At 60.5% G+C, this 1,319-nt stretch carries 2 protein-coding genes; one reads left to right on the forward strand and one right to left on the reverse strand.

The window, feature by feature from the left end; genetic code table 11:
- Positions 1 to 243 (forward strand): GNAT family N-acetyltransferase (locus JWR98_RS29020; RefSeq protein ID WP_205491880.1); only part of this gene is annotated, 243 nt, incomplete at its 5' end.
- 61 nt (positions 244 to 304) lie between these two features.
- On the opposite strand, the gene yjiA is transcribed toward JWR98_RS29020, so the two are convergent.
- Entirely contained in the window at positions 305 to 1,264 is a 960-nt protein-coding gene (gene yjiA / locus JWR98_RS29025) for a GTPase (RefSeq protein WP_205491882.1), read from the reverse strand.
- Positions 1,265 to 1,319 lie beyond the last annotated feature (55 nt).

Consider the following 1,319-nt stretch of genomic DNA (forward strand, 5'->3'; position numbering starts at 1 on the left):
CGCCTGCTGCCCAGCGGCGAAATCGGCCGCGTGTCGGTGCTCAAGGACTGGCGCGGGCTGAAGGTCGGCGACAAGCTGATGGAAGCGGTGATTGGCGTGGCCGAGCAACGTGGCCAGACCAAGCAGTTCCTGAGTGCGCAGGTGTATGCCGCGCCGTTCTATGAGCGGCTGGGCTTCGAGATTGTCAGTGAAGAATTCCTGGAAGTCGGGATTCCGCATGTGGATATGGTCCGCGGGGGCTGATTCGAGACCGAGTCGCCGCCATCGGGGGCAAGCCCCCTCCCACACTTGACTGCATTACAAGTCAGGGTTGGTAGACCTTCTCGAAGCCTTCACGGATCTTGTCTTCGGGCAACTCATCGGCAATAAACACGATCACACTTTCGCGCGTCTCGCCTTCGGCCCATTCGGTATCCCAGTCGAAGCCATAGAGCTTCAACACGCCCTGGAACACCATGCGCCGGTCTTCCCCGGCAATGTTCAGCACGCCCTTGTAGCGCAGCAGTTGCTTGCCGTGGTCCCCCAATAGCGCATTCATGAACTCGCTGAGGCGGTCGATATCCAGCGGCTGCTCGGTACGCAGCACCAAACTGGAGATGCGGTCGATGGACGGTGCCTGGCTCACCGGGCGCAGGCTCATGCCGGCGTTGAGGTTGAAGCCGCGTACATCGAGCAGTTCGGCTAAATCAATCTTGCCGTGCTCGACCACGCGAATCGGCGCACGGCGGTTGATGCGGGTCAGGCGTTCACTGAGCGCCTCGAAGGTGGCGTCATCCACCAGGTCACGCTTGCTTACCAGCAGGCGGTCGGCGAAACCGATCTGCGCCTGGGCGATGGTCTGGGTCAGGTGATGTTCGGCGTGCGCCGCGTCCACCAGGGTGATAATGCCGTCGAGGATGTAACGCTCGCGCAGTTCTTCATCGATAAAAAAGGTCTGGGCCACTGGCGCAGGGTCGGCCAGGCCGGTGCATTCGATCACCAGGCGGTCGAAGGCGATTTCACCGCTGTCCAGGCGTTCGAGCAACAGGTACAGAGCCTTGGTCAGGTCCGTGTGGATGGTGCAGCACACGCAGCCGTTGGACAGGGTCATGACCTGCACCGGCTCTGCGCCCAACAGCTGGGTGTCGATGCCGGCGTCGCTGAATTCGTTTTCGATCACGGCGATTTTAAGGCCGTGTTCGGCCTTGAGCAGATGGCGCAGCAAGGTGGTCTTGCCGGCACCGAGGAAACCGCTGAGGACGGTTACCGGAATGGGAGAGGACAAAGACAGTTCTCCTTAATAACTGAAGGAACACAAAAACAAATGTGGGAGGGGGCTT

This window comes from Pseudomonas lactucae, assembly GCF_016937615.1.
In the GTDB taxonomy this organism is placed as follows: Bacteria; Pseudomonadota; Gammaproteobacteria; order Pseudomonadales; family Pseudomonadaceae; genus Aquipseudomonas; species Aquipseudomonas lactucae.